The organism is Streptomyces sp. ICBB 8177 (assembly GCF_003144095.1).
Classification (GTDB): Bacteria; Actinomycetota; Actinomycetes; order Streptomycetales; family Streptomycetaceae; genus Streptantibioticus_D.
Window position 1 is genome coordinate 496,513 of sequence record NZ_NSKH01000023.1, and the last position, 20,641, is coordinate 517,153.

At 72.8% G+C, this 20,641-nt stretch carries 14 protein-coding genes; all 14 read right to left on the reverse strand.

What is annotated here, in order from left to right:
- Positions 1-45: 45 nt before the first annotated feature.
- Positions 46-4,689, reverse strand: a complete 4,644-nt coding sequence (locus tag CK485_RS22670; protein WP_109453706.1) for a non-ribosomal peptide synthetase — start codon at positions 4,687-4,689, stop codon at positions 46-48.
- Positions 4,690-4,743: 54 nt separating this feature from the next.
- Positions 4,744-6,558, reverse strand: coding sequence for a non-ribosomal peptide synthetase (locus CK485_RS22675; RefSeq protein WP_109453707.1), 1,815 nt, complete (start codon positions 6,556-6,558; stop codon positions 4,744-4,746).
- Between the two features lie 625 nt (positions 6,559-7,183).
- The gene (locus tag CK485_RS22680) at positions 7,184-8,104 is read right to left on the reverse strand and encodes a streptomycin biosynthesis protein (RefSeq protein ID WP_241968536.1); all 921 of its coding nucleotides are present in this window, start codon (positions 8,102-8,104) and stop codon (positions 7,184-7,186) included.
- A gap of 590 nt (positions 8,105-8,694) precedes the next feature.
- On the reverse strand, positions 8,695-9,318 hold the full coding sequence (locus CK485_RS22685) for a diguanylate cyclase (RefSeq protein ID WP_109453708.1): 624 nt from the start codon (positions 9,316-9,318) through the stop codon (positions 8,695-8,697).
- Between the two features lie 141 nt (positions 9,319-9,459).
- Positions 9,460-10,497, reverse strand: a complete 1,038-nt coding sequence (locus CK485_RS22690; RefSeq protein WP_109453709.1) for an SDR family oxidoreductase — start codon at positions 10,495-10,497, stop codon at positions 9,460-9,462.
- 64 nt (positions 10,498-10,561) lie between these two features.
- Positions 10,562-11,809, reverse strand: coding sequence for a beta-ketoacyl-[acyl-carrier-protein] synthase family protein (locus CK485_RS22695; protein WP_109453710.1), 1,248 nt, complete (start codon positions 11,807-11,809; stop codon positions 10,562-10,564).
- Complete coding sequence (locus CK485_RS22700) at positions 11,806-12,072, reverse strand: acyl carrier protein (protein ID WP_109453711.1); 267 nt, start codon at positions 12,070-12,072, stop codon at positions 11,806-11,808. Before CK485_RS22700 ends, CK485_RS22695 begins: the two co-directional genes overlap by 4 nt.
- Positions 12,047-13,456: an aspartate aminotransferase family protein gene (locus CK485_RS22705; protein ID WP_241968537.1), complete on the reverse strand. Its 1,410-nt coding sequence runs from the start codon at positions 13,454-13,456 to the stop codon at positions 12,047-12,049. The genes CK485_RS22700 and CK485_RS22705 overlap by 26 nt, the downstream gene beginning before the upstream one ends.
- Positions 13,453-13,926 carry an SRPBCC family protein gene (locus tag CK485_RS22710; protein WP_109453712.1) on the reverse strand — a complete coding sequence of 158 codons (474 nt, stop codon included), beginning with the start codon at positions 13,924-13,926 and terminating at the stop codon, positions 13,453-13,455. Before CK485_RS22710 ends, CK485_RS22705 begins: the two co-directional genes overlap by 4 nt.
- A 3-nt stretch (positions 13,927-13,929) precedes the next feature.
- Entirely contained in the window at positions 13,930-15,171 is a 1,242-nt protein-coding gene (locus CK485_RS22715) for a GNAT family N-acetyltransferase (RefSeq protein ID WP_241968538.1), read from the reverse strand.
- 52 nt (positions 15,172-15,223) lie between these two features.
- Complete coding sequence (locus tag CK485_RS22720) at positions 15,224-16,354, reverse strand: acyl-CoA dehydrogenase family protein (RefSeq protein WP_109453713.1); 1,131 nt, start codon at positions 16,352-16,354, stop codon at positions 15,224-15,226.
- Between the two features lie 136 nt (positions 16,355-16,490).
- Complete coding sequence (locus tag CK485_RS22725; RefSeq protein ID WP_146214574.1) at positions 16,491-17,708, reverse strand: cytochrome P450; 1,218 nt, start codon at positions 17,706-17,708, stop codon at positions 16,491-16,493.
- A 461-nt stretch (positions 17,709-18,169) separates the two neighbouring features.
- Positions 18,170-19,396: an iron uptake transporter deferrochelatase/peroxidase subunit gene (gene efeB / locus CK485_RS22730; RefSeq protein WP_109453715.1), complete on the reverse strand. Its 1,227-nt coding sequence runs from the start codon at positions 19,394-19,396 to the stop codon at positions 18,170-18,172.
- Positions 19,393-20,613, reverse strand: coding sequence for an EfeM/EfeO family lipoprotein (locus CK485_RS22735; protein WP_109453716.1), 1,221 nt, complete (start codon positions 20,611-20,613; stop codon positions 19,393-19,395). Before CK485_RS22735 ends, efeB begins: the two co-directional genes overlap by 4 nt.
- Between the last annotated feature and the right edge of the window lie 28 nt (positions 20,614-20,641).

A 20,641-nucleotide genomic window follows, 5' to 3' on the forward strand; every position in this document is an offset into this window, starting at 1 on the left:
GGGGTGTTCCGAGCCGGGTGAGGACGGCGGTGAGCCGGGAGCCGGTCAGCCGCTCAGCTCACCCGTGACCTGGAAGTACGAGATCATCGACCGGAAGTAGGCGGCCGTGATCCGCGGATAGCGCAGTCCGGCGCGCTCCAGCAGCGCCGTCGTGCGCGCGTTGTCGTAGGTGTTGTCGCCGAGTTCCAGCGCGCCTTCGCGCAGCAAGGGCACGGCGGCGGCCAGGGCGTTGTCACCGCCGGTGAGCGCCGCGTCCTCCAGGGCGCGCACCCACTCGTCGGCGGCCACGTCCAGCAACGGGTATCCACTGTCCCGGATCGCGGTGTGGATCACGTCGAAGGGCACTCCGTCCGGGTGGAACAGGTGCCGTACGCCACCGGTGGCCGTGGGATCGAGGGAGAGGGCGACGACCGCCTTCGCCACGAAGTCCACCGGCAGCAACTCGCTTGCCGTCTCCTTGGGTTCGGGGGCGCGGCCCAGCTGGATGAAGCTCTTGATCTGCCGCCACAGGAAGTCCTCGGTCTGGCAGGCACCGGTGGCGCTGTCGGCGCTGATGCGGCCGATGCGGTGGACGGTGACCGGCAGTCCGCGCTCCCGGGCGCTCAGCGCGAGGCGTTCGGCGACCCACTTGCTCTGGGTGTAGCCGATGCTCAGCGCCTCGTGCTCGCGCGGCACGCTGTCCTCCGTGATGACACCGGGATGCCCGGCGGGGGAGAACACGGCCAGGGTCGACATGTGGTGCACGGGTTTGACCCGGCCGCGCGTCGCGAACTGCAGGACGTTGAGCACGCCGCCCACGTTGTCCGGCTTCACCGAGGCGTAGGGGGCGACGAAGTTGATGCGCGCCGCGGCGTGATAGACGGCGCCGACGCGGGCCGCCAGGGCGTCGTGGGCCTCGGCGGTCAGACCGAACCGGGCACGGGCCACGTCTGCGGGGACGGCCGTCACCCGGTCCGCGGTCAGCGCGTCCGCGAAGCCGTACGCCGTCGCGGTGGCACGCAGCCGTTCCCACGCGGCGGCCTCGTCGGCGGCGCGCACGAGGCAGTGGACGCGGTAGGGCGTCGCGGTGAGCAACTCCCGCAGCAGGTAGGCGCCGAGGAAACCGGTGGCGCCGGTCAGCAGGACCTCCCGGACCTCCCCGACGTCCACGGGCTCGACGTGATCCGGCGGCCTGATGTGATCGGGCAGGACCGCGTCGGCCGCCAGGTCGGGCAGGGACAGCGCGGAAGGCGCGGTGGCGTCGTCCCCGTCGAGCAGCCGGTCGATCCTGGCCGCCATGCCGCGGACCGTGGGGTCCTCGAAGAGCGCCCGCATCGGCACCTCGATCCCGTACGTCCTGCGCAGCCGGTAGGTGAGCGCGGTCGCGAGGATGGAGTGCCCGCCGAGAGCGAAGAAGTCGTCGTCGGCGCCGACCCGGTCCCGCTTGAGGACGTCCGCCCACTCGCGGGCGATCTCCCGCTCGCGCCCGGTGGCCGGTTCGCGCCCGGCCGCAGACGGCTTGTCCGGGGTGAACAGCGCCGGGAGCGCCTTGCGGTCGATCTTGCCGCTCGGGGTCGTGGGCATGCGGTCGAGACGCACCAGCGCGGCCGGGAGCATGTAGTCCGGCAGGCCGCCGCCGAGAGCACGCCGCACGGTGGCGACGTCCAGCGGCTCGTCGCACACCACGAATCCCACCAGCCTCGTGTCGCCGGGGCCGTAGGTGATGGGCACGACGGCCGCTGCGGTGACCGGCTCGAGGGTGGTGAGCGCCGACTCGACCTCGGCCGGCTCCACGCGGTAACCGCGGATCTTGATCTGGCCGTCCGTCCGCCCGAGGTACTCCAGCTCGCGGTCCCGCGTGACGCGCACCAGGTCGCCGGTCCGGTAGAGCCTGCCGTGCCCCGCCGGGTCGAAGGGGTCGGCGAGGTAGCGGCCCTCGGTCTCCTCGGGGCGGTTGTGGTAGCCGGGAGAGATCACGTCACCACCGATGTACAGCTCACCGGGCACGCCCTCGGGCACGAGGTTCATCCGCTCGTCGAGGACGAGCAGCTTCAGGCCGGGGACGCCGGCGCCGATCGGGGGCGCGTCCGGCCACTCCCGCGGGCACGAGGGCAGTTCGTGGGACGTGGCGAGATGGGTCTCCGAGGGGCCGTACATGTTGAGCAGCCGGGCACCGGTGTGACGGGAGAAGAACTCGCGGATCTGCGGTGTCACGACGAGTTGTTCGCCGACCGAGGCCACCTCGACCAGCGCGTCGAACCTCCGGTCCGACCCGGCGGTGACCGCCGCGAGCTGGTGCACGGCGATGTACGGCAGGTACATCCGGCCGATGCGCTCTCGGGCCACGAAGTCCGCCAACCGGTCCAGGTCGGTGCGCAGTTCCTCCGGGACCAGCACGAGCGTCCCGCCCGCGCACAGCGTGCCGAAGATCTCCATCAGTGAGACGTCGAACGACAACGACATGTACTGCGACGTCCGCGTCCACGCCCCGCAGGGGGACAGCGCCGCCTGCACGGCCACGAGGTTGGCGATGGTGGCGTCGTTGATCACGACACCCTTCGGCAGGCCGGTGGAGCCCGAGGTGTAGATGAGGTAGATCTCGTCACCGGTGGACTTGCGGCGCCCCAGGTCGCGTTCGTCCTCGGGGCCGCCCGGGCCGGACGCCACGTCGCGGCCCACCACGAACCGCTCCACACCGGACGGCAGCCGGGGCGCTTCGTCACCGGTCACCACGAGCCGCACGTCGGCGTCGTCGAGCATGAAGGCGACGCGGTCGGCCGGGTAGTGCGGGTCGAGCGGCACGTAGGAGGCGCCGGTCTTGAGCACGCCCAGCAGCACGGCGATCTGGTCGGTGGAGCGGTCGAGATGGAGGGCGACGCGGCGTCCCGGCCCCGCGCCGTGGGCGATCAGCGCGCGAGCCATCCGGTTCGCCCGGGCGTTGAGTTGACGGTACGTCAGCACCTCGCCGTCGAACTCCAGCGCCGGCGCGTCCGGCGTACGGGCCACCTGCGCCTCGAACAGCTCGCTCACCGTCCGGTCGGCCCGCGTCCCGGCGGTGCGGTCGCACCGGTCGAGCATCCGGCGGCGTTCGGCCCCGTCCAGCAGCCCGATGTCCCCGACCGGGGCGCCGGGGCGCTCCACGAGGGCGTCGAGCACGTGCAGGAAGTGGCGGCTCATCGCCCGCACGGTGTCCCGGTCGAACAACGCGGTGTCGAACTCGAAGACGCCCCGCAGCCCCGCGCCGTCCCGCTCCACGAGCAGCGTCAGGTCGTACTTGGCACTCTGGCTCGGGTACAGGTCCACGTCGATGTCGAGCCCGAGCCCTTCCACAGGCCCGAGGCCGGAACTCGGCATCACGAACGTCGTCTGGAACAGCGGCGAGCAGCTCTGGCTGCGCGGCGGGTCCACCCGCTCCACCACCTTGTCGAACGGCGCGTCCCGGTGCGCCAGCGCTCCCGACACCTCCCGCGCGACCTGCCGCAGCAGTTCCCTGCCGGTCATGTCGTCGTCCACCTGGTGCCGGGTGGCGACCATGTTGACGTAGTAGCCGACGGCGTGCCGGGTCTCCGCAGAATCCCGCAACGAGACCGGCGTGCCCACGCAGATGTCGTCCTGGCGCGCGTACTTGTGCAGGAAGACGGCGTACGCGGCCATCAGCAGCATGAACGGCGTGACGCCCTCCCGCGCCGCCCGTGCCACGAGCCGCTCGCTCAGTTCCGTGGGAACGGCGAAGCGCAGCACCTCCCCATCGTGGGACTGGACGGCCGGGCGCGGCCGGTCGAGCGGCAGGTCCAGCAGGGGCAGCGGGCCGCGCAGCCGCTCCTGCCAGTAGGCCAGGTGCTCCTCCAGGACGGCGGGGGTGATAGCCGCGCGCTGCCGCCGGACGAACTCCCGGTACTGCGCGGGCTCCGGCACGGCATCGGGCGCCCTGCCGGTGGCCGCCTCGCGGTAGGCGCCCAGCCAGTCGGTGAGGAAGACGCCGGCGGAGGCCGCGTCGAAGACGATGTGGTGGACGTTGCACACCACGTGGGTGGTGCCGTCGTGGTGGCGCACGCAGCAGACCCGCAGCAGCGGTCCCCGTGCCAGGTCGAACGAGGTCTCCGTCACCTCGCGCACCAGCTCCCGCAACCGGTCGTCGTCCTCGCTGTCGCACACCGAGAAGTCGAACCGCGCGGTGTCGTCGACGAGTTGGCGCACCCTGCCGTCCTCGACGGTGAAGGTCGTCCGCAGCGCCTCGTGCCGCAGCACCACCATGCGCAGGCTCTGCCGCAGCAGTTCGGTGTCCAGCGGACCGTTGAACCGCACCACGAAGGGCGCGTTGTACGCCGACGGCTTGGCGGAGAACTGGTCGAGGAACCAGATGGCGGCCTGCCCGTGCGAGGCGGGCAGGGAGTCCGGCGATCCGCCATCGTGCGTCCCGGTCGTGCCCCGGTCCTCGGCCGCCGTGTCCTCGTGCCCACCCGCCGCCTGCGTCCGGCGTGCTTCCCGCTCCCGTTCGACGAACGCCGCGACCCCGCGCACGTCGCCGTGGCGCAGCACGTCGCGCGGCGTCACATCGAGGGCGAACACCGCCCGCAGCGTGTCGGCGAACCGGGCGAGTCCGGGCGAGGAGGAGGTGTGCCCGGTGAAGGGGGCGGACACCGTGCTGTCGGCGTCACCCGTGACGTCCTGCCAGATCCGCAGGACCACACCCTCCAGGATGGTGTCCATCAAGTCGAGCCTTCCGGATGTCTGAGTGAAGCGGGATGCGGCGGGGAGGGCCGGTCAGCGAGGCAGGCCAGAGGCGCGCTTGTCCTCGATGTGTGCGGCGAGTTTGCGCACGTCGCCGTTCCGGAAGATCTCCTCGGCGGTCACCTTGACCGCGAGGACCTTCTCCAGGGTCGAGGCGAGTTGCACGAAGTGCAGTGAGTTGCCGCCGTGGCCGAGGAAGGGGTCGTCCACCGCCACCTCGGGGTCCCCGATGATGTCCCGCCAGACCTGCAGGACCACGCCTTCCAACGGATTCGCCATGGGATTCGCACGCTTCCTTTCCTGGACGTCGTCCGGCTCGGTGAGCGCGGACCGGTCGGTCTTGCCGTTGACGGTGGTGGGCATCCGGTCGAGGTGTTGGTACGTGGACGGCACCATGTAGTCCGGCAGTTCGGCCATGAGCGCCGTGCTCACCGCGACGGCGTCCAGCGCCTCGCCGTCGCGTGTGGTGCAGAAGGCGACGAGCCGTGCCTCGCCGTCGCTGTCGCGGAACGGTTTCACCACGGCCTGGTCGATCGGCTCGACCGCCCTGAGGGCCAGTTCCACGGCGCCGGTCTCCACGCGGTAGCCGCGCACCTTGACCTGGCCGTCGCCGCGGCCGGTCACCACGATGTCCCCGTCGGCGGTGACGTACGCGCGGTCCCCGGTCCGGTACAGCCTCGCCCCGGTCCGAGGTGACGTGACGAACCTGCCCTCGCCGAGCGCCGCGTCCACGTACCCCAGGGCGAGTCCGGCACCGGAGATCACCAGTTCACCGGGCTGCCCGGGCGGGCAGGCGGTCAGCCGCTCGTCCACCACCGCCATTCCCACCAGTGGCAGTGGCCTTCCCACCGGCACGGGGTCGGAGTCGGTGAGGGCGTCGGCGTCCACGGGGAAGAGCGCCGAGATCGCGGAGTTCTCCGTGCAGCCGTAGCCGTTGAAGATCCGCACGGACGTCTCGCGGGCCGCGCGCCGCAGATGGCGCGGCGAGGGGAAGTCGCCGCTGACGAACACCGCACGCAGCTTCGCGAGCGCGTCCAGTTCGTTGTCGACCAGGAGGTTGAACAGGCCGCACGGCAGGCTCAGTACGGTGACGCCGTGCTCCTCGATGATCTGGCGCACGCCGCTCAGCGAGGGCAGCCCGGGCGGCAGGACCGCCAGCTTCGCACCGGCCAGGAACGCCAGCCACACCTCGTTCATCGAGGCGGCGAAGGAAGGCGCCGCCTGTTGCAGTAGGCAGTCCCCCTCGGTCAGCGCCAGGCCCGGCACGGGCAGGACGAGCCGGGCGAGTCCCCGGTGCGCGATCCGCGTGCCCTTCGGCCTGCCGGTGGAACCGGAGGTGTACAGCACGAAGGCGGTGTCCTCGGGCCCCGTCACGGGTTCGAGGTCGTGGTCTTCCAACTGGCTAGCCCGTTGCAGCAGTTCACCCGCCGTGACGGCGTCGGTGCCGGGATGTCCCGCCGCGCCGCCGTGGTGGACGACGAGGCGGACGCGGGCCTCGGTGACGATGTGATCGATCATGCGGTGCGGATGCGCCGGGTTGAGCGGCACGACGTGGCCGCCGGCCTTGAGGACGGCGAGCATGACCACGTACAGCTCGGGCGAACGGTCGAGGTGGAGACCGACGGCGGTGCCCCACTCGATGCCGTGGCTGCGCCGCAGTTCTCTGGCGGCCTGGTTCGCGAGGGAGTTGAGCCGGGCATACGTCAGCGACGCCCCCTCGCGGGCGAGCGGTGCGCCCTGTGGCGGTGCCTCGGCGACGAGGGCGGTGCGGCCGCCGTGCCGTGACACGGTCCGCTCGAACAGCGTGGGCAGCGATTCGAGCGGTTCCAGCGCTTCATCTGCGGACATGCGAGACGCCCTCCATCGACCCGCACGGAGGGCGGCGGCGAACGCGGTCCCCCGTTGGTGTAAGAAGCGGAATCAGTGCCCGCGCCCCGGCGGAGGCGCCCTGGCAACCATGATGATTTCCGAACAGAAATCATCATGGGCGTCCAAAAAAAGAGCTGTCAAGCAGAGGAATATGAACAGGGGGTGCCGCTTATGTCCGTTTCTGCGTGCGGCGCGGACGCCGGGGGGCGGCGGCGGGCGGAGCGGTGTGCGGGAGTGGGCCGGCTCAGGGCGGGGTGTGGCATCCGGCCTGGTGGCGTGGCGCGCGGCCCGGTCGCGGTCGCGCGGCTGGTCCGGCCTGCGAACGGGGTGGGGCCGGCGCCGCGGGGGAGGGCGGCGCGCCGCCCGACGGCCACCTGGTGGTCCTTGGGGAACCGCCACCCTCCCTGAATCCGCGGCGACTTGACGGAGAGGCAAAGATTTCCGGATGGAAACCGGTTGGCCGCAACGGCGTGAGGAGTGTGGTGCGACCCGCGAGGGTCTCCGGCCCCGCCCCCGGCAGGGACGAGGGCGGAGGCCCCCGCGAGGGCCGAGGGCGGAGGCCGGAGACACTGCCGACACCGGCGGCCTGCGCGGCCGCGCCGGGTCACTGCGCCGCGTCGCTGCGCGCCTCCACCTGCGTGGCGAAGTCGCTCCAGACGCCCGCGCACGCGCGTGCCGCCTCGGCGATGGCCTCCGCGCAGTGGGCGGGGACGCTGGCCGCCGCCCGGTCCAGCTCGGTGGCGCCGGCGCAGTTGGTGTCCAGGAGCCGCAACAGGACGCGTCCCACCTCGCTGTGGCGCAGCGACGGGTCCCTGCGCAGCTTCTCCAGCGTCGAGGCGGGGATTCCCGAGGGCCGTCCCGTTCTGAACGGCCGCGTCGCCCGTCCGGTCCTCACCCGCTCGCGCGTCCCCGTCGCGGTCGCCGCCCCCGCCTCCTGCTCCAGGCCCACGGTTGAACGGCGGGTGACGAGGGGGGAGTCGGGGCTGGTCGGGCGCGGCGCGGTCCCCGCACGGGGCCCTCGTCGGCGCTGCGGGACCGGGTCCTGATTGCTGGCCAGGCGTTTGCGCACGTCGCGAGCGGTGCCCAGGGAGATTCCCGCCTCCCGGGAGATCTGCCGCAAGGAGGCGTCCGGGTGGGCGGCGATCACACTGACGGCGCGTCTTCTGCCTTCCGTCGGATCGATCGGGCGCACCCGGCCGTCCCGGCCGACGCGGGCGTTCGACTGGGGAACGTCCGCGGTTGAACGGCGGCGGATCCGGGCGACCGTCTTCGTCGCCAGTCCGGTGGCCGCCGCGATGGCCCGGTCCGACCACTGCGGGTGCGTGGCGAGGATCCGGGTGGCCGCGGCCGCGCGGTCGCCGCGGGACAGAGGCAGTCCGTGGGTCGCGTTGAGGCGGACGGCGAGTACGAACGCGTCGTGCTCCGTGCCGTCGAAGTACCGGACCGCGATGGTGCTCTCACCGCGCAGGGCGGTGGCTCTGAGGCGGTGCATGCCGTCGATGACCCGCATGGTCTGCCGGTGCACGACGATGGGGGTGAACGGCTCTGGTGATTCGGCGAGGAGCAGTATACGTTCTCTGTCCTCGCCTCCGAGCCTGGGGGAATCGCCGGGTAATAAGTCGGCGAGGGGAACGGTTTCCGATTCGGTGCTGACCGTTATACAATCCGTTTGGTTCACGGCTTCGCCCATCATAAAGCCTCCCTGTCAGGATCGAAGGGAATCTCTGGAATAGGGAATTCCGCTGTACGGGACGTGGCGCTCGTCGGTCGGGGGAGTGAAACCCCGGGAAAATTCCAGCAGTTGGAATGGCGGCCACTGTACAGGCCGTTCACAGACTCTGGAAGGATACTTAACGATCGCCGTCCTTCCGGCGCCGCTGCGGCGTCGGCGGAGGCCGTGAGCAGGGGAGCGCCGGCCACGGGACGGCGCGGCACCCGCCGCCCCCGAGGGCTGCGTCCATGGCCTCGCCGCCTCTCCGTCTCCCCGCCACGGTCCCGAGGACGTGGCGGCCTCCGGTCCCTCCAACGCGTTGACCGGCCGTCAAGTTCCCACCCCTACAAGGTAATGGATCGGTGGGGGAGTCCCGCGTTCCCGGTGAAGGGGCGTGCCGCGTGTCAGCCGGTGAAGCCGTGCTCGCCGAGGGCCTTCTCGACGTGGGCGCGGTGCCGCGTCTCCCACTCGTCCAGGGTTTCCCCCGCCTCCTTCTCCAGCTTGGCGCGCGCCGTGCCGAACACCTCGTCCTTCCTGGCGGCGGGCGTGACGACGACGCCTTCCTCGTCGGCGACCACGATGTCGCCGGGGTGCACCACGACGCCTCCGCAGCGCGCCGGTCCGCCGAGGGAGCCGATCGCCTTCTTGGTGCCGGGGATCGGGATCACACCGCGTCCGAAGACCGGGAAGCCCGCCTCGCGCACCTCCGCCAGGTCGCGGATGAGCCCGTCGACCACGAAGCCCGCGACCCCGTGTCGCCGCGCGACGGCGCACACGTTGCCACCGGCGAGCGCGTGGTCCAGGTCACCCGACTCCACCACGATCACCGAGCCCGGCGCCGCGCGGTAGATCGCCGCGTGCAGCATGAGGTTGTCGCCCGGCTCGCACCGCACGGTGTACGCGGGACCCGCGAGCCGCGGCACCGGGGTCCACAGCGGGCGGACGCCGATGTCCATGACCTGAGCGCGGCCCAGGACGTCGGCGAGGGTGGTGGTCGGGACGTCCCGGTAGGAACTGCTGTCGTTCATCGAATCTCCCCGCTCCCGCCGCACCTCGCCTCTGCCGGCCGGCGGCTCGTCGCCGTGAGAGCGCGTGCCCGGTGCGACGCGATCAACCGGCCTTCCAGGAAGCGACCTTACAACCGGCGTGGCGCGGCGGGACGGCCGCCGTCACGTCCCCCGGGCCACCATCGTCCACGGTTCGGGGCGGGCCAGCGCGAGGCGCGGTTTGCGGTCGGCCCAGTGGCGGACCGCGCCGGCCATCGCCGTGGCGGGGTCCTCGACGGTGCGGGTCGGCTCGAACGGGCGGCTCATGCTCGTGTAACTCTGGAACATCGCCAGCAGTTTGACCGCCTCGTGCTGGAACGGGGACAGATAGCGTTCCGCCAGCGGCAGGAAGAAGCGGTTCCAGCTGTCGGTGGCGACGATGGGGGGCCGTTCGAGGGGATCGACGCCGTGCGCGGCGCGGTACTCGTTGAGCGTCCCGCACGTCACGTCCAGCAGCTCGCCGAGGCGGAGGCTGCCCGCGCCGCCCGCCACGACCTCGGTGCGAGGGTGTTCGGGGGGAGCGCCGAGCGCCGCGTCCACCACGGCCGCCGCGACCTCGTCGACCGGGCTGATCTCCGCGTAGCCTTCCGGATCGCCGACGACCACCGCCGCCAGACCCGACGCCAGTGCGTGCAGCAGCGTGTACGGGCCCGAGAAGCGCGCGATCCCGCCGTCGCCGCGCCGTCCCACGATCAACGGAGGCCGCACCACGGTCAGCGGACCCCGGTGCTCCGCCCGGGCCACCTCCTCGCACCGTGCCTTCGACCACTCGTACCCGTTGCGGTACCCCTCGAACTCCTCACCGCGCAGATCCTCCGGATTGCGCACACCGCCCACGTACGCCGTGGAGACGTGCACCAGGTGTGTGCCGGAGTCCGCCAACCCCAGTACCGCACGCAGTGGTTCGACGTTGGCGGTGAACGCCTCCTCGCGGCTGAGCGTCCAGCGGGTGGAGGCCGCGGTGTGCACGATGACGTCCCAGGGGCCGTCCAGCGCCGCGGGTACGGGACGCTCGCCGATGGGCCAGCTCACCACGGAGGCGTCCGGGGCGCGCCGCGCGGTGCGCGTGACCGACGGCGCGCCGCCGTCCGCCGCCCCGCGCAGGGCGGCCACCACCTCGGTCCCGACCACGCCGGTGGCACCGGTGACAAGGATGCGCATGGGATCCGTTCCGTAGGGTTCGTGGGATGGGCGAAGGGTTCAGGACAGGCCTCGTGCCGACCGCTCAGCTCGGTGGGGTCAGCACCAGGCACGCGTTGTGGCCGCCGAAACCGAAGGAGTTGGACAGCACCGGGCCCACCGGGACCGCTCGCGGCGCGCCCGTCACCAGATCGACCAGATGGGCTTCCGGGCTCGTCGTGGTGTTGGCGACCGGCGGCACCACGCCCGCGCTCGCGCAGGTCAGCGCCAGCACCGCCTCCACCGCGCCCGAGCCGCCGATGAGATGACCGGTGACGCCCTTGACGGCGGTCAGCGGCGGCGAGGCCCCCGCGAAGCAGCGGTCGACGGCGAGCGCCTCCGCGCGGTCGTTGAGCAGCGTCGAGGTGCCGTGCGCGTTGACGTGGACGATGTCGGCGGGACGCAGCCCCGCGTCCGCTATGGCGCGGCGCATGCACGCGGCCGCCACCGTGCCGTCCTCGTGCGGTGCCACGATGTGGAACGCGTCGCAGTTCTCCGCGAACCCGCTCACCTCGCCGTACACCCGGGCGCCGCGCGCCACCGCCGCGTCCCACCGCTCCAGCACCACCACCGCGGCGCCCTCGCCCATCACGAAGCCGTCCCGCTCCGCGTCGAACGGGCGGCTGGCCAGGTGGGGCGCGTCGGTGCGGGTGGACAGCGCGCGCATGCGGGCGAAGCCGCCCATGACCACCTTGGTCACCGCGGCGTCCACACCGCCCGCCACGGCCGCGTCCAGCTCGCCCGTCCTGATCCTGCGGGCCGCCTCGCCGATCGCCGTGGTGCCGCTGGCGCACGCGGTGGAGTACGTCGAGCACGGGCCCCGGAAGCCGTAGCGCATCGCGATGCGGGAGGCGGGCGCGTTGGACATGGAACGCGGGACGGTGTGCACGGGCATGTCGAACGGCCGGTCACCGTGGTCCAGTGCGGCCCTCTCCATGCTGGGCAGTCCGCCGATGCCGGTGCCGATCTGCACGCCCACCCGGTCGCGCGACAGCTCGGCGGGGAGCGCGGCTCCGGCCACCGCGTCGGCCGCCGCGCACAGTGCGAGCGTGGTGGCCCGGTCGATCTGCCGTGCCTCCCGCCGGCTGACGTAGGCCTCCTCGTCGAACGGCGGCACCAGGCAGGCGAACGGCACCGGCAGGTCGGCCTCGACGAGGTGTCCCACGACGGCGGCGGTGGACTTCGCCGCGAGCACCGTCTCGTGGGCCTCGGACAAGGTGGTGCCGGCCGGGCACTTCACACCGATGCCGGTGACGGCGACGCGCACCCGGCGCGAGCCGTCCCGTGCGGTCACGACCGCTCCCTGAGGCGTTCGTCCAGCAGGTCGACCGCGTGGCCAACCGTTTCGGCGAGGGTGAGGTCGCGGACCTCGATGCGCACCTCCAGCGCCTTCTCCAGGCGTGCCCCGATGTCCATGAGTTCGAGGCTGTCGACGCCGTAGTCGGCGACCAGGCTCACGTCGTCGCCGATCTCCTCCGGCTCGGTGCCGATGACGTCGGCGATGGCGGTCCTGACGGTGTGGGCGATCTCGTCACGGGTGCGAGTGGGGGTGGACATGTGCGTTCTTCCTCCGGTACGTGCTGGGGCTCGCGGGGTGCCTCGCGGGGGCGGGCAGGGTGCGCTCCGCCGCGGTCAGGGCGGCGTCGAGGATGTCGATGGCCCGCCCGATGTCCTCCTGCGCGCAGGCCAGTGAGGGCAGCAGACGGATGGTGGTGGGGCTGCTCAGGCAGGGCGACACCAGCAGTCCCGCGTCGGCGAGTTCGACGACGGCGGTTCCGGCGGCGGGACGCGAGACGAGGTCGACGCCGCGCAGCAGGCCCCGGCCCCGCACGGACGCCACCACGCGCGGATGCCGCTCGCGCAGCCCGGTCAGGCCCGCGTCGAGCAGGGAGGCCAACCGGGCGCCGTGCGGGGCGAGTCGCTCGATGGCGCGAAGCGCCGCGGGCAGCGCCGCGCAGCCGAGCGGCTGGCCGCCGAACGTCGCCGAGTGCAGGAACGGGTCGGCCGCCAGCGGCGCGTACAACCGCTCGGAACACACCACCGCCGACAACGGCACCACACCGCCGCCCAGCGGCTTCCCCACCAGCACCGCGTCGACCGGCAGCCCCTCGGCGAGCGCCACCGACCGCTGTCCGCAGCGCCGCAGACCGCACTGGATCTCGTCCGCGATCACGAACGCGCCGTGCCGGTGGGCGTCCTCGCACCACTGGCGCAGGACCTCGGTGCGCAACGCCACGGCGCCGTTCTCGCCCTGCACCGGCTCGAAGACCACGGCGGCCGGGGCGCGTTCCGCCGCCGCCTTCGCCACCGCGTCCGGGTCGTCCGGGTCCACGTGGACCACGTCGGCGGTCACGCCGCTCAACCCGGCCCGGAACAGCGGGTTGTGGGTGAGCGCGAGCGCCCCCAGGGACTTGCCGTGGAAACCGCCGCGCACGGCGACGATCCCACCGCGTCCGGTGGCCAGACGCGCCAGTTTGATCGCCACCTCGACGGCGTCGGCGCCATTGAGACCGAAGTACACCTTCGGCAGCACGTCACCGAAGTACCCCGACAGGCAGGCGGCGGCCCGTGCCGTGACCGGGTTGGACAGACTGCGGGTGGACGTGGGCATGGTGTCCAGCGCGGCGTGCACGGCCTCCACCACGGCGGGGTGGCGGTGACCGAGCAGGGTGACCGCGTAACTGCCGAAGTCGAGCACCTCGCGTCCGTCGGAGAGCGTCACCCGGCAGCCCTCGGCCGACACCTCGACCGCGCCGTGCCCGGCGAACGTCCCGGTCAGCGCCAGCTTGGGGGAGAAGTGGCGGCGGATCAGGTCGAAGGCCCGCTCGGCGCGGACCGGCCCCGGGTCGGGCACGCCCTCCACCGGCCACGGGTTCGGCACACCGCCTGCCGGCAGGCGGTCGCGCACGCCGTCCGCCCCCGCGTCCAGCGGCCCGCTCACCGCACCGCTCCGTGCCGCGGGCGCGCTCCGGCCGCCGCCAGGCGCCGGTCCAGCGCGGTCAGCATCTGCGCCGCGTTCTCCCGCAGGGCGTCGGCGGCCACCCCGTCCAGCATCTCGGCCAGCAACGGGATGCCGATGTCGAAGTCGACGTGCAGCGACACCGTGCTGCCCCCGGCGGAACCCGGGACGACGGCCCAATGGCCGGTGAACTCGCCCAGGTCGCCAGCGACTTGACGGAAGTCGAACCTGCGGGCGTCCGGATCGATGACCTCCTCCTCGGTCCAGCGCAGCACCGACCCCTTCAGACGCACCGACCACGCGGTGGTCCGATGTCGGTCGTCGGCCTGGTCGACGAGTTCCACGGACTCCACGTTGTCCATGCAGTCCGGGTACGACCGCACGTCGACCACCGCGGCCCACGCCTCGTCGACCGGGGCGGCGATGCTCAGTTCCACGTCAACTCGTGGCACGGATCAGACTCCTTCGTCGGTTGTGGCGGAAGCGGGCCTGCCGTCGGGGTGGTTCGTCGGGGAGGCCGGTGCGTCGTCGAGCAGCGCCGCGTGCGGGCCGAGGGTGTCCGCCAGGGCGGTGGACAACGCGGCGGGCAGCACCCTGCGCAGCAGCGCCCGGACCGTCGGCCGGACGTGGGTGACGGCGTAGGTCTGCGGTATCAGATCACAGCCGAACTCGACCTTCGGCGTGTACGCGGTCTGCGCGAAGCGGATGTGCGCGCATCCCGACTCCAGCGCCAGCCGGATCGCCGCGTAGTGCACGACGTGGTAGAGCCGTGCCTCGTGCGCGAGCCGGTAGTCCAGGCCGATGCGTGCCCCGGTGGCGCCCTTGCCGGAGAACAGGCACAGCAGGAACGCCACCAGCCGCTCGCCCTCGAAGCAGGCGACCAACCGGCGGCGCGGCTGCCCGCTCGCCTCGACGGCGGCCAGGAACGTGGGATCGAGGGAGTCGAGCGTCTGGTCCGCGCGGTCCATGACCTGCCGGTACAGCTCGAAGACCTGCGGCAGCAGCGCGGCGAAGTCGTCCAGCACCTGAACGCGCAGGTCGCCGTGGGCCTCGAACTTGCGCGTCTTGGAGCGCAGATTGCGGCGCGGCTTCGCGGGCAGCGACGCCACGTACTCCTCGAACGAGCCGTGACCGAGGGTGAGTTGGGTGTCCGGCATGCTCGGCACGAAGAAGAAGCCGGCACGCGACAACTCTCCACGCAAGGGTGCGAGTTCCGCGGGAGCGAAGTCCTTGAAGACCACCGTCCCCAGCCGCTCGTGCCGGGCGAAGCCCAGCACCGCCTCCACCATCAGCCGCACCACCTCACGCGGCGGCGGCCCGGCGCTCAGCAGATGCCCCTGTCCCAGCAGGTTGCCGCACAACAGCATGGGAATGCGCAGCAGCCGGGGGCACACCTTCCGCACCGGAGCCAGGAACCGCCGCTCCCTCGGCCCCACGACGTCGTCCAGCCGCAGGTCCCGGAAGAGGCACAGCGGCAGCACGGCCACCACGTCCTCGCCGCGACGGGCCACCAGGTACGCGTAGCCCTCGGGGCCGATCGCGCCGCGTTCCATCGAGGCGAACAGCCCGCGCGACCACATGGGGTCGTCCGGCGGTGCCAGCGCCTCCCACACGGCCTCCGGCAGCGCGGCCACACCGCGTACCACCTCGACGCGGTACGCGCCCGCCCGTATCGCGGTGTCCTCGCGTTCCGTCACCGAATCCTCCGTCCGCCCCGTGGTCGTGTTCCGTCCGCCATCGCCCGTCCCCTCACCCGATGCGCAACCGGGCGCCGTCGAGGTACTCGCGCAGCGGTGCGGCCATACGCGAGCGGGACGGCGGATGGAAGGCCAGCCCGGCGGCGGCCGAGGCGAGGTACGCGCCGTCCGGCGAGCCGATGAACGCCATCCCGCCCAGCGCCTCGACACACGCCCGGGTGGTGCGGGTGATGGCGTCCTGCGCCGCGTACCGCGCGGTCAGCGCGCTCACCAGGAGCGTGTCGTCCCACGCGCTGTCGTCCATGGCCCGGGCGACCGCCTCCACCGCGAGCATCGCCGCGTCCACGTCCACCATGAACCGCGCCGGGTCGTCACCGGGGCCGCCGGTGCGCTCCAGCACCCGTTCGACCAGAGCGCCGGCGATGCCGATGTACCCGGCGGTCAGCAGGAGTTCGAACCACAGGAAGCCGGCGACGTTGAGCGAGTCCGGCACGGCGTCGGCGGTCACCTCGGTCGCCACCACCATCTGCGGGTCGAGCTCGACGTCGGTCAGCACCACCTCGTCGCTCTCCGCGCCCGCCAGGACAGGGGTGTTCCAGAAGGGCCGCACCGAAAGGCCCGGTGTCTTCGCGGGGACGATGGCCACCGCGAGCCGGTCGGTGCCGTCCTCGTCGGCGAGCACCACGGACGCGGTCAGCAGGTCCATCGAACGCGACAGGCTGCACGGCTTCTTGCTGCCGTTGAGCACCACGCGGTCGCCGCGACGCCGCGCGGTGATGTGCGGACGCAGGATGTTCTGGCCGGTGTTGCCCTCGGCGAAGCCGGACGCCAGCAGCATGCGGTTCTTGGCGATGGCCTCCAGCAGCAGGCCTTCCAGGCCCGTGCCCGCCTTCGCCGACTCGACCAGTCCGGCCACCGAGAAGTGGTGCATGGTGGTCGCCACCGCGAGTGAGGGGCAGCGCGCGCCGACGGCCCGCTGCACCCGCACCGCCTGCAAGGGGCTCGCCCCGGCGCCCGCGTTCTCCTCGGGCACGAGCAGGCCGGGCCCGCCCGCGTCGCGGAACGCGGTGATCGCCGGGCTGGGCGCGCGCTCCAGCTCCTCCAGCGGATGGCCGGCCAGGGCCTGGTCGAGGCCGGGTACCAGCTCCTCCAGGGTCGCGCGCTCGACGTTCAGGAAGTTCACGGGCGATGCCTCTCTCACGCAGGAGTTCACGCCGGAATTCACGCTGGGGCTCACACGCAACGACACGCTCGGCGTTCGGCGCGTGGGCGCCAACAACCCGTGTGACGCGCGGAGTTGGCGCCGGTCGCCGGGCCGGTCACCGGACGGCGAGCGCGAGTCGGTCGAACGCGCGCAGACTGATGCTGTCGCGGCGCACCGGCGGCTCCGCCTCGTACAGGCCGGGGAAACGCGTCAGCAGCCCCCGGATCGCCGTCGCGCCCTCCATCCGGGCCAGCGCCGCGCCCAGGCAGAAGTGCGCGCCCGCGCTGAAGCTGAGCACCCGCACGTCGGGGCGGCGCACCAGGAAGGGGTCGGGGTCCGGATGGCGGGCCGGGTCGCGGTTGGCGGCGGCGAGCACCGTGGTGACGTTGGCGCCCTCGGGGACGTCCACCCCTCCGATCCGGGCCGGGCGGGAGGCGATGCGTTCGGTCATGCGGACCGGGGTGTCCCAGCGCAGCGACTCCTCGACCGCGTCCCGGGCCAGCGCGGGGTCGTCGCGGACCAGGGTCAACTGGTCCGGGTGGGACAGCAGCGCGTGCACGGTCAGCCCCAGCAGGCTCGTCGTGGTCTCGAACCCGGCGACGAAGACCAGCAGCAGGTTGTCCACCAACTCCCGCTGCGTCAGCCGCCCGTCGTCGGCGTCGCGCACCTGGAGCAGCGCGGTCGCCAGGTCGTCGGCGGGCTCGCAGCGGCGGCGCTCCAGCAGTTCGGCGAAGTACTCGCGCAGCGACTCCACGGCGTGGTCGGCGCGCTTGAAGTCCTCGTCGGTGCGCACCGGCTCCAGCAGCCGCCCGGCGTCCTGCCCGTAGCCGCGGAACCGCTCCTGGTCGGGGCGCGGCACGCCGATGAGGTCGCCGACCACCGCCACCGGCAGCGGGTAGCCGACGAGTTCCTGGAAGTCGGCGTGGCCGCCGTCGCCGGTGGCGTCCGCGAACCGGTCCAGCAGGTCCGAGACGGTCTCCTCGACCGGACCGGACAGCGCCGCGACCCGCCGCGCGCTGAACGCGCCACCGACCAGCCGCCGGACCCGCGCGTGGTCGTCGCCGTTGGCCCGCAGCATGGAGGAGTAGAAGAACTCCGCCCCCGCGTGCTCGCGCCAGTCCGGCATCTCCCGCTCGCACCACTGCAGATCGGGCGTGCGGAAGCCGGGGTCGGTCAGGACGGCCTGGCAGTCGTCGAAGCGGGTGAGGAAATAGGTGTCCAGCGTCTCGTTGCGGTAAACGGGCGCCACGGCGCGCAGGCGGGCCAGCGCGGGATGCGGGTTCTCCCTGCCCTCCGGGGTGAACATCGAGAAGAGAAGTGTTTCGGGATCCACTGGCGCAGGCCCTTCCGCCCGTAGGGGCGTGCCAAGTCCGTACGACGTTCCGCCAAACAGGAATTGACGTGCCGTCAGGTGAACTGCTGGGTGTCACGGATGGAGGAGACGAGGGGTGATTGCTCGGAAGCGACGTCCGTTCAAGTATCTACCGTTCGCGCAGGACGGGGCCGGGGAAGAAAGCGCGAGGCCAATAATGGTCCCCGCCTGGCCGGAAAACGACCGGCGTATTCGCGGAGTCCGGAAAGGCGCCCTTTCGCGCCGTGTGGAGATGAGGTAGGGGTGCGCATGGGGGTGTGCGAACGCACGTGTTTTGCGTTCGGCGGATCATCGTAAATGAATGTGATGACCCGTCATTGAGGTGCCTTTTGGCTTTTCTTTGTGTGCGATTACCGGGTGTGGCCGCCTGGACGCCGCCGCGTAATCCGGTGGTCCTTTCCTGGCCTCGGCGCGGCTCCCGGTCAGGCCATCAGGCCCGCCGCCAGATGGTCGGCGCCCGGGCCGAAGCCGGGCAGGGCGAAGAAGTAGCCGCCGCCGGTGGGCTGGACGTAGTCCACGAGCGGCTCGCCGGCCAGCCGGCGCTGCACGGCCTCGAACTGCCGCCGCACGTCCTGCTGGTAGCAGCAGAAGACCAGGCCCACGTCCAGGTCGCCGACCGCGTCGAGCCCCCGGTCGTAGGAGTAGCCGCGGCGCAGGATGCGCTGGGACGCGGCGGCCGGGGTGCGCGGGTTGGCCAGCCGGATGTGGGAGTCGAGCGGGGTGATCAGCCCGTGCGGGTCGGCCGCGAAGTCCGGCGGGTCCGATTCGCGGGTGCCGTCGAGCGGTGCGCCGGAGTCGCGGCGGCGCCCGATCATGGTCTCCTGCTCCTGGAGCGAGACCCGGTCCCAGAACTCCACGAGCATCCGGATGATCCGGATCACCTGGTACGAGCCGTCCCGCGCCCACGCGCTCCCGCCCGTTTCGGCGCTTCCGGTCCAGATCAGCGCGTCCGCCACCTGCGGATCGGCCACGTCGGGCTGCGAGGTGCCGTCCTTGAAACCGAGTTGATTGCGTGGCGCGCCGTCCGGCCTGGGCGGGGGCAGGAAGCCGTCCGCCTTCCACACCGCCTGCATCGCGCCCCGGGTGTGCTTGGTGATGTCGCGCAGCGCGTGCATCACCGTGTCGCGGGAGTCGGCGCAGATCTGGAGCGAGATGTCGCCGTGCAGTTCGGCCGAACCGGCGACGTGGTCGTCGGGGAAGACCGGCATGGTGGTCAGCCCGGCGGGTCTGCGACCGGCCAGCCCGAACCGTTCGTCGAACAGCGACGCGCCGACGCCGACGGTCACCGTCAGCCCGTCGGCCGGCAGCGCGTCGCCGAGCAGGCCGCTGTCGGCGGGAGGCGAGACCAGGTCGGTCGCGGGCACCGGGCCGCCCGCGGTGAGCGCCCGCACCCGGTCGGTCAGCGTGCGGAACAACGCGGTCAGTCCGGCCCGGTCGGACGCGATTACGTCGAACGCGGCGAAGGTGGCGGCGGCCTGCTGCGGGGTCGTGATGCCGGCCTGGTGCCGCCCCTCGCAGGGAAGGCGGCGTCCCGAGGCGGCGGTGGACGGGGGAGCGGCGGCCAGCGCGCCGGTGGCGGCGGCGGCGGCCGCCGCCGCGCTCGCGGTGGCGCCGCGCAGGAAGGCGCGCCGCCCGGGCGCGGCGGTCACGCGGACGTCCTCGGCGCGAGGAGCCCGGGAACCTCGGCCAGTTGCTCCAGCAGGCCGCCCAACGCCCCTTCGAGTACGCGGCGTTGACCGGGGGGCAGTTGCCCGGCCGCGATCCACGTCCCGTTCGCCGCACGGCAGGACCGCATCCTCGCCTGCACCGCCGACAGCTCACGTGTCAGCGAGGACGCCAATTCCGGGTCACGGGGACGCAGCAGCGGGGCGAGGACGCCCAGCACCTCACGGGTGCCGTCGAGGTTCGCGTCCAGGGTGGCGAGCGTGGTGCCGCTGCCGTAGTCGGCGGACCCGGTGAGCTGGAACTCCATCGCGTTCTCCAGGATCTCGTGGGAGCGCAGCGGCAGGTCGCCCGGATCGATGTCCTCGCTGGGGAAGTCCCGGATCAGCCCGGTGACGTCGGAGACCAGCCGGGTGGTGAGCGGGCGCAGTTCGGCGGCCGGGCGCCCGCGCCACAGGTCGTACTCGATCCGGTGGAAGCCGGTCCAGCCGGGCGAGTCGACGCCCTGCGGCAGCCCGTCGGCCCGCCCGTCGATGGTGTCGCCGAAGTCGCCGAAGGCGGTGTACGCGGCGCCCAGCCGCTCGTAGTCGAGATGGGCGGTCAGCCAGCGGGACTTCGCCGCCGCCAGGTCGCCGCGCGCCACGGCGGCGTCCAGGTCGCGAGCGGCGGTCAGCAGGCCGGGCAGTGCCGCGGCGACCCAGGCCCGGTAGGCGTCGACCGGCGCCGTCATGGCCAGGTCCGGCACCGGGCGGTACCCGGCCACCGCGTCGTCCGTGCGGCCGGTGACGGTCATCGGGCGCGAGGCGCGCACCGTGCCGTCGGAGAAGACGCAGCGGAACGCGTAACTCCCGGCGCTCAGCGCGGTGTCGAGTGCGACGGCGTGCCCCGGCGCTATCCACGGGATCTCGGCGTAGACCTCGGCACCGCCCGGCGAGGTGAGGTAGACCGTGGCGTACGGCGTCGCCCGGTCGGTCACCGTGAACGACAGCCGCCCGGCGGGCAGACGGCCGCCCGGCGCACCGCACCGCGTGGCGTCCACCCCGAACGCGCCGCCGGGCGCCGCCGCCCCGGTCCCCGCCCCGGCCGCCGAGCCCGCGCAGACGGCGGCCACGACGACCGCCGCCGCCCCCGCCCCGGCCCGCCGCCACCGTGGCCTCCGGCTGCCTTCGCGTTCGGGCGCCGGGTCGTGGGCGGGGTCGGGCATGGCGGAGGCGGGTCCTCTCGGGCGCGGC

What these genes read in the sequence shown, in the direction of transcription:
- CK485_RS22670 (WP_109453706.1), bottom strand. Translation starts at nt 4,689, where the DNA reads ATGGACACCATCCTGGAGGGTGTGGTCCTGCGGATCTGGCAGGACGTC.
- CK485_RS22675 (WP_109453707.1), bottom strand. Translation starts at nt 6,558, where the DNA reads ATGTCCGCAGATGAAGCGCTGGAACCGCTCGAATCGCTGCCCACGCTG.
- CK485_RS22685 (WP_109453708.1), bottom strand. Translation starts at nt 9,318, where the DNA reads ATGAACGACAGCAGTTCCTACCGGGACGTCCCGACCACCACCCTCGCC.
- CK485_RS22690 (WP_109453709.1), bottom strand. Translation starts at nt 10,497, where the DNA reads ATGCGCATCCTTGTCACCGGTGCCACCGGCGTGGTCGGGACCGAGGTG.
- CK485_RS22700 (WP_109453711.1), bottom strand. Translation starts at nt 12,072, where the DNA reads ATGTCCACCCCCACTCGCACCCGTGACGAGATCGCCCACACCGTCAGG.
- CK485_RS22735 (WP_109453716.1), bottom strand. Translation starts at nt 20,613, where the DNA reads ATGCCCGACCCCGCCCACGACCCGGCGCCCGAACGCGAAGGCAGCCGG.